Consider the following 7,027-nt stretch of genomic DNA (forward strand, 5'->3'; position numbering starts at 1 on the left):
CGAGGGTGCTTTGCTCAATCCAATGCTACGGTATGCCCCTACATCCAAGTAAGGATCAAATAACATCTCCTGCCTGGTTAACGGAAAACGCGCAATTATCTCATCGACATATGCTTTCGTTTTATGTACGTGACACAGCGCAGCATACAGTCCTCCAGAAAATTCATGGACCAATGTTTCACTTTGCCATGGCAGATCCTCAACGTTTGTTGTAAGCACCTGCCGAAAGGCGTGCGCCTTACGTCTAATCAATCGTGGGACAATGATGTGTGACGTTATCCATGGCGCCAACAGGGGTGGACGAGTCTGAATTTCACAAATCTCTACCCAGGATGAAAGCTCTGTATAGCTCTTTATCTGACCAGCAGCCAGCTGAAGTAAATAGAGATGGCGAACGGTATCAATATCAAACGATGTGTCTCCCGCGTTCGTTCTGTCATCAGAGACCCTCAGTGAGCAAGTTTTACCACTACGTTTAAGCATCCTCTGCACACTGAGCCAGGCCTTACCCTTTCTGATCTCTCTCGATCGCTGCTCGTTTTTTTCTTCTTTAAGACGTCGTTGCTGAAAACTGGCTTTTTCGTCGTCCATTAAGACCGTTACCCCATAACCTAGAAAATTTCACGACCATATTACTCATGTGAATCGCCGAGAAACCTGTCTTTCGGTATCATTTTCCACAGGAGTTACCATGTCTCATCCCTTCAAGAGTCGGCCACATGCCATCGATACGCTAGAGCCCTGCCTTACGCTATTACCGCACGATAGCACTGAACGCATTCTTGCTCACCTTAAACAGTCTATTAACTATGAGCCCGTGATTGGCATGATGGGAAGCTCAGGGGCTGGCAAAAGTAGCCTGTGTAATGCGTTATTTCAGCAACCTGTCTGCCTGACTCATGATTTAACCGCCTGTACACGTATTCCCCAGCGTCTTGTATTCACTGTGGGTGAACGCAGCATGACGTTGGTTGATTTGCCCGGTATCGGTGAAACACCGGAATATGATGACGAGTATCAGGTCCTTTATCGCGAACGATTGGCTGAGCTTGACCTGATTATCTGGGTATTACGCGCTGATGACCGTGCGCGTTCAGTGGATATTGCCACACATCGTCGGTTGCTCGAATACGGTGCTGACCCAGCACGCTTTCTGTTTGTGCTCACACAGGCTGACCGTATTTCGCCAGTCCATGAATGGGACGAAAAACAAGCGGCGCCCTCACCCACACAGTTATTGTCGTTGGCGGTGGTCAGCACGCAGACCGCGAGCCAGTTTCCCTCCTCGTTCCCGGTCATGGCGGTGTCGGCACATACCGGCTACAACCTGCCGGCATTTGTGGCACTGATGGTGCACGCGCTTCCTCCTCAGGCCAGCAGTGCGGTTTACAGTCAGCTAAAACCCGAAAACAAAACAAAGGAGGCGGAGGCTACGGTACGCCAAGCCTTTGGTGATATGGCCGGTATCGCGTTCGATATGGTGATTTATCCCAGCAATTATCCTCTTGGTTGGGCGGTGATACTCCGGCGGCTACGTAGAAAGTTGGTTCGGTTCGCCATGCGACTGTGGGACCGTTACTTTGGCTGAAAGAGAGGATTTAAAAGCAGCACCTGAATATTGCCATCAGGTGCCTTTTCTATTGGGCGCATGACATAAATCATCGCGGGAGACAGGCGCAGCCTCAGAGGGTGGTAACCGTTAATGCGGGACTATTTTTTATATCTGACTGACAACGTTCGGGTGACGTAGTTTTTACCAATCTCATAGTCAGGGTTCCATGTCGCCAGATTATGAGCACCAATGGCTACGGCACTGACGGCACCCAACACCGCTGTTGGTGACCATAGAGAGCCCGCCACTGCGCTGCTTCTGTACTCCGTGTATACGCGGCAGGACAGATTCTTTTCCTGATGTTCTATCTCGAATTCCACGCGTTTTACTGTTTCGCTAATGTCGGTCACGTTCGTAATATCGAAACTTTTTCTGTCATGAAGCAAATCCTTTAGTTCTTCTTTTGTCAGTGAATCCGCATTAAAAGACGCAATCTGTAAGTTTTCTGACATCTGATATCTCCTGTTTATCCTGAGTACGGTTGTTGGTTAAGCCCACGATGTTTTTCCTCAAAACAACATGGTGGGAACAAAATCCCACACATTCAAATGTGCCGTGATGATAAAAAAGAATACATTGATCTACAATAACGATCAATAATCGCATATCGATCGTTATTATCTATCAATATGCCGTTTGATAATGCATCATTCATTGCTTTAACCAATCAAAAAGTAAGGGCTTTCGGCGTGATTGTGGGCGTCTAAAAAGACGTCTATCACGGTGGCTCGAATCAGCCGCTGATGCACGTCTTTCGCGCGTCATGATATTTCATCTACCCAACAGAAGGACACGTTATGAGGGAGGTACCGGTATGTGTGTAACCCGGGCGCTGACAATAAAAAGAGGTCGGCAGTTTTTAATGATAATCACCGGCGTGGCTGCGCTGACCGGTTGTGGTTATTTTGCGGATAACTGGGAGGTGACGGGCAATAAGTGCCAGGCCCTCAGCCGTGAAGAAAACGCTACGGCGGTGGTGGCCCGTGAGAACGTCGTGTTTATGAACATGGAAGGTGGGTGTGCTCCTCGCCTTGATGAGTTCGGCACGCGCTTTACGGATATTGATATCGATGGGCATCGCTATCCAGCCACCCTATTGTGTAACCGTGCGACGAGTAACCACACGTTTACCATCGTGGGGACACCGATGGGGCAAGGGGAGCAGAGTGCGCAGGCGCTGTCAGTCAAAGCCATGAAAGCGTTCACGGGGTTAATGGGGGCCAAGGTGACGATTGAGGGCCAGTCCTCTCATTTCAGCAAAGGAAACTTTACCCAAGCCTGTCGGGCTTTTCTTCCTCATCGCACAGAGCAACGCCCCACAGCCTCTGCTGTGGCTGACAATAAACCTTCACTGACCCTTGATGACCTCAATCAGCAGTATAAAGCATCACATCCGCCTGAGCCCGTGACGGCCAAGCCAACGACACGACCTGAACGTGTGCCCGGTGTAGCACCATTAGCGCCAGAGCTGGTGGCACTGACCGCTGATATCTATGCACAAGCGCTGGCAAGGGCAAAGTCCACGTGGCTGATTTCATATCCCAAAGGCAAAGCAGACGAACAGGTCTGGGAGCGCATACATCAACCGGATAAAACCCTTAACGGCGAGGTCGTGCGCGTTATCCGCTATACCACGACACAACCCGATACGGGGGTGATTTCCGATGTGGATGTTGAGATTAGCCCAGACGGCAGCGTGGGTTATGCCATCAGTAAGGACAGAGTCTCACCAACGCCATCAGTATCTTCAACACCCTCTACGCCGGTTCAGGTACCACCACCGTCGACCGTCACCAATCCCATTAACGCCTTCTGCACGCTCGATAATGGCAAGCACGTCAGTGTCTATGCCGCCGATAGTCAGGATTATCGTTATCGCTATACCGACAGGAATGACAAAACCGAACTTGAGCTTAAAGAGGGGCTGTTCGGTGTGAAAGCCTTCCACTATTACGCCCAACTGGGCATGGGGTCGGCGCGTTATACTCGATTCAATAAGGGCGTATATGACTATGTATTGCTCAGTAAAGACACGGGGCATGCGGAGTTCTATGGGGTGCAGGTCTATAAAAATGGCGACCTGATTTCATCGCATGAGTGCACGACCCCCTTAAATCTGGATACGACCTCTCTGTCCAGCGATAGCCATCTCGATAGTGAAAAGATGGGCGAGTATTTCACAACACATTAATCACACCACGTTCATTTATAACAAGGAAACCGTTTATGCACGCACGAACCATTTCAACATTAAAAGAAACACTGAAAACACCGACTTGGCATTTTGTCTTGCTATCCGCCGCCACGTACGGGATTTACCCGCTGATGTGGCTGTATAAAAACCAGGATGCAATGATGGATGAGGTTGGGCAGCGCTTCGCCTCACGAGTCCTGGTTATTTGGATGGCCGTTTGTGCCGGGGTCTCCATTCTCCTCCACCTCATGTTTCCTCTTCAGCTCAATGAGTATGGTTATGCCTATGATGATACCGCTGCAACGATGTCAGGGATTGCTGGCCTGATTTCATTCGCCTGGTTTGTTTTGATGGTTGTATGGGCGTTCAAAGCTCGGGCCGCCTTACAGCAGTATGCGCTCATGCAATTTCGCTTTGAGCTTAAGATGAATCCGGCATGGACCGTGTTGTTCCATGTTTTCTACATTAACTATTGTATTAACGCGATGCCGGACGCTTTAGAAAAACACCACATTATCCACGGCAGGCCACACCCTGGCCCAAATGACACTCAGGAACAACAACCCTCACCGTTATCGCAGACGTCACAGCCACAAACCCCGGAACAGCCACAGTAATCTTTTGGCCCTCAGCTTCTCAGGCATGAGGGCGCTTATTCATCTCATCGGAAAACACCTATGAATGGGTTCTATGAAAGAAATAGCATTCGCCATGATAACGTCAGTGAAGACGATATAGCGCAACACATCAATAAGGATACTGGTATGAAAAAACTGAGCATGCTCATCGTCATCAGCGTGTTGATGTCAGCCCCTGCACTGGCCCAAGTTGATGCTACAACCGTACAGACCGCCACGCAGACGGCGCAAAAAGCCTATGAAGCCGTGACCGGTAATGATGCCCGTGATGTTGACTGGTCCACGTTTGAAGTCATTCCGGGAATGAAAGACCCCGTGAAGCCAGGGCATAAACTTCGTGTTCTGCAGTGGGAGGGATTTAACCCTGGCTATCACACTTATGACCGTGTCCGCGTTCTGGTCAATGAGGGTGGAAGCACCGTCGGCGCTGAAGTCCTGTATATGGGCCGCTGATAGCTCATCGGTTGCCATCATCGGGCCCATATCGGCATATGAGGTATGGGCTTTTACTTTTATGCTCCAGAAACGAGCATTCTCTGGGCTCATCATCGCGATGGCCCCGGCGCCCCTGCCCCAGCAGATACCACCGCTACGCGAAGCCCCTGTTTCCTTTTTGGATGCGGGGCTTTTTGCTTTTATACCGCTTAATAAGGAAACACATCATGCGATTAGCCAGCCGTTTTGGTGCGGTGAATCAAATCCGCCGCGACCGTCCGTTAACCCATGAAGAACTGATGCATTACGTTCCCAGTGTCTTTGGTGAGGACAAACACATCTCTCGAAGCGACAAGTACACGTTTATCCCGACTATTACCTTATTGGAGAATCTACAGCGTGAAGGGTTTGAGCCGTTCTTTGCCTGCCAATCCCGTGTACGTGACCCAAGCCGTCGCGAGCACACCAAGCATCTGCTGCGCCTGCGTAAATCGGGGCAAATCACAGGGCAACAGGTCCCCGAAATCATCATCCTCAATTCGCACGGCGGCGAGTCTAGTTTTCAGCTTTTGCCTGGGTACTTCCGAAGCATCTGTACCAATTCACTGGTCTGCGGACAGTCGTTGGGTGAAATCCGTGTTCCACACCGGGGTAACGTGGTGGAGAAGGTCATTGAAGGCGCTTACGAGGTGCTGGGTGTCTTTGACCAAGTGGAGGAGAAACGTGAAGCCATGCAGTCGCTGCTGTTACCCCCACCGGCGCAGCAGGCACTGGCGCATGCCGCACTAACCTACCGTTTTGGAGAAGAACATCAGCCGGTGACCGCATCGCAGGTGCTGACGCCACGACGGTATGAAGACAGGCAGAACGACCTATGGACCACATACCAGCGAATTCAGGAATCCCTCGTGAAAGGCGGGCTAAGCGGCCGCACCGCACAAGGCAAACGCACCCACACTCGTGCCATTAACGGCATCGATGGCGACGTTAAATTAAATCGGGCTCTCTGGGTGATGGCCGAGAACATGATGGACCTATTGCGCCAGTAACTTGCATCCCTCCCACGACATCCGCCCACATTCATGCCTTCCATCATTTTTCATTCAACACATTCATGCTTAGAGGAAAAATCCAATGCCCCACACGATGCCCCTCAATACCCCTCATTCATTACTGGCTGGCAATACTACGCCAGCTCTGACGGCAACCCTCGTCCCGGACGAACTGCGTGGAAGCTTCTGGCCGCAACATTTCGGCAGCATACCACAGTGGATCACCCTGGAACCGCGTATCTTTGGCTGGATGGACCGATTTTGCGCTGATTATTCCGGCGGTATCTGGCTGTTCTACACGCTAAGCAACGGCGGGGCGTTTATGGCGCCTGAGTCTGACGAGGACTGCGATGACGCGTGGGCATTATTCAACGCCATGAACGGCAACCGCGCTGACATGGGGGCTGAGGCGGCGGGAATAGCTGCCTGTCTGATGACCTATAGCCACCATGCCTGCCGTACCGGGTGCGAGGCCATGACCGAGCACTATTACCGACTGCGGGACTATGCTCTCAGCCACCCTGAATGTCAGGCCATTATGCGTATCATCGATTGAGATAAGGTGCTATGGAACAACAACTCCCGCTGTTTGCCGCCACACTAGCACCATCAGAACAGAAAACCATCCGGAAAGCCTTAACCCTGCTGGAGCGCCAGTTACGCGAACCCGGCGCGTCATTTACCTCAACCACCGCCGCACGTGACTGGCTACGCCTACACATGGCTGGGCTCGAGCGAGAAGCTTTTGTCGTTCTATTCCTCGATAACCAGAACCGTCTCATTACCCACGAACCCCTCTTCACCGGCACTATCAACCATACCCAAATCCATCCCCGCGAAGTCGTGAAATCCAGCCTAAAGCATAATGCGGCGGCCATTATCGTGGCCCACAACCATCCTTCCCATGAAGCAGAACCCAGCCACGCTGACCGCCAGATAACAACACGGCTCAAGCAGGCACTGGACCTGGTCGAAATACGTCTACTTGACCATTGGGTTATCGGTGGGATGGCGGTTGTGTCATTCACGGAACGGGGATGGCTATAGTCAAAGGAGAAAGCGCTCATGAAAATTATCAGTAAACGTCAGGCGATGA

8 protein-coding genes and 1 pseudogene are annotated in these 7,027 nt (G+C 51.2%); 7 read left to right on the forward strand and 2 right to left on the reverse strand.

All coding sequences use genetic code 11. The features are described 5' to 3' along the window. A pseudogene (locus BN1044_RS12790) lies at positions 1-591 on the reverse strand (hypothetical protein); the annotation flags it as partial. A gap of 100 nt (positions 592-691) precedes the next feature. Between BN1044_RS12790 and BN1044_RS12795 the strand changes: the two are divergent. Then, entirely contained in the window at positions 692-1,588 is an 897-nt protein-coding gene (locus BN1044_RS12795) for a GTPase family protein (RefSeq protein ID WP_072309035.1), read from the forward strand. 122 nt (positions 1,589-1,710) lie between these two features. Here BN1044_RS12795 and BN1044_RS12800 read toward each other — a convergent pair whose 3' ends face one another. Then, complete coding sequence (locus tag BN1044_RS12800) at positions 1,711-2,064, reverse strand: hypothetical protein (protein WP_072309036.1); 354 nt, start codon at positions 2,062-2,064, stop codon at positions 1,711-1,713. Positions 2,065-2,474: 410 nt separating this feature from the next. Between BN1044_RS12800 and BN1044_RS23595 the strand changes: the two genes are divergently transcribed. From BN1044_RS23595 to radC, 6 genes are all read left to right on the forward strand, one after another. Next, on the forward strand, positions 2,475-3,803 hold the full coding sequence (locus BN1044_RS23595) for a hypothetical protein (protein ID WP_072309037.1): 1,329 nt from the start codon (positions 2,475-2,477) through the stop codon (positions 3,801-3,803). A 35-nt stretch (positions 3,804-3,838) separates the two neighbouring features. Next, positions 3,839-4,423, forward strand: coding sequence for a DUF4234 domain-containing protein (locus tag BN1044_RS12810; protein WP_072309038.1), 585 nt, complete (start codon positions 3,839-3,841; stop codon positions 4,421-4,423). 147 nt (positions 4,424-4,570) lie between these two features. Next, the gene (locus BN1044_RS12815; RefSeq protein WP_139130940.1) at positions 4,571-4,897 is read left to right on the forward strand and encodes a hypothetical protein; all 327 of its coding nucleotides are present in this window, start codon (positions 4,571-4,573) and stop codon (positions 4,895-4,897) included. A gap of 209 nt (positions 4,898-5,106) precedes the next feature. Beyond that, complete coding sequence (locus BN1044_RS12820; protein ID WP_072309040.1) at positions 5,107-5,928, forward strand: DUF932 domain-containing protein; 822 nt, start codon at positions 5,107-5,109, stop codon at positions 5,926-5,928. A gap of 97 nt (positions 5,929-6,025) precedes the next feature. After that, the gene (locus tag BN1044_RS12825; RefSeq protein WP_247650328.1) at positions 6,026-6,487 is read left to right on the forward strand and encodes an antirestriction protein; all 462 of its coding nucleotides are present in this window, start codon (positions 6,026-6,028) and stop codon (positions 6,485-6,487) included. Positions 6,488-6,498: 11 nt separating this feature from the next. Continuing rightward, positions 6,499-6,978, forward strand: a complete 480-nt coding sequence (radC, locus tag BN1044_RS12830) for a RadC family protein (RefSeq protein WP_072309042.1) — start codon at positions 6,499-6,501, stop codon at positions 6,976-6,978. Positions 6,979-7,027 lie beyond the last annotated feature (49 nt).

The organism is Hafnia alvei (genome assembly GCF_900095695.1).
In the GTDB taxonomy this organism is placed as follows: Bacteria; Pseudomonadota; Gammaproteobacteria; order Enterobacterales; family Enterobacteriaceae; genus Hafnia; species Hafnia alvei_B.

Coding starts and splice junctions, on each gene's coding strand:
- BN1044_RS12795 (WP_072309035.1), top strand. CDS start 692: ATGTCTCATCCCTTCAAGAGTCGGCCACATGCCATCGATACGCTAGAG.
- BN1044_RS12800 (WP_072309036.1), bottom strand. CDS start 2,064: ATGTCAGAAAACTTACAGATTGCGTCTTTTAATGCGGATTCACTGACA.
- BN1044_RS23595 (WP_072309037.1), top strand. CDS start 2,475: ATGATAATCACCGGCGTGGCTGCGCTGACCGGTTGTGGTTATTTTGCG.
- BN1044_RS12810 (WP_072309038.1), top strand. CDS start 3,839: ATGCACGCACGAACCATTTCAACATTAAAAGAAACACTGAAAACACCG.
- BN1044_RS12815 (WP_139130940.1), top strand. CDS start 4,571: ATGAAAAAACTGAGCATGCTCATCGTCATCAGCGTGTTGATGTCAGCC.
- BN1044_RS12820 (WP_072309040.1), top strand. CDS start 5,107: ATGCGATTAGCCAGCCGTTTTGGTGCGGTGAATCAAATCCGCCGCGAC.
- BN1044_RS12825 (WP_247650328.1), top strand. CDS start 6,026: ATGCCCCTCAATACCCCTCATTCATTACTGGCTGGCAATACTACGCCA.
- radC (WP_072309042.1), top strand. CDS start 6,499: ATGGAACAACAACTCCCGCTGTTTGCCGCCACACTAGCACCATCAGAA.